Raw genomic sequence first — 361 nt, 5'->3', positions numbered from 1 at the left:
TTCGTCTAAGTTACTTACTCCATCACCATCACAATCTGCAGTTGCCCAGTCACTTGTTGTGTCTGTTAAATCTACATTGGATAATGTTCCTCCGATACATGGATCGGTATCATTTGGATCCGTATCACTTGTTTCTCCATCACCATCACAATCTGTGATTGCTGTTACAGGTAATGTAATATCTGCTGCTGTAAACTCACATGCATCATTTGGATCGGTATCGTTTGGTCCTTGAACGCCGTCTCCATCAGGATCTACTTCGTCTAAGTTACTTACTCCATCACCATCACAATCTGCAGTTGCCCAGTCACTTGTTGTGTCTGTTAAATCTACATTGGATAATGTTCCTCCGATACATGGA

1 pseudogene is annotated in these 361 nt (G+C 41.8%); it reads right to left on the bottom strand.

The features are described from left to right. Positions 1–361, bottom strand: a pseudogene (locus tag ACVCXO_RS02965) (hypothetical protein); the annotation flags it as partial.

This window comes from Lacinutrix sp. MEBiC02404 (genome assembly GCF_053601575.1).
Note: the sequence above shows the minus strand (reverse complement) of the source record. Positions and strands in the feature narration are given on the sequence as shown.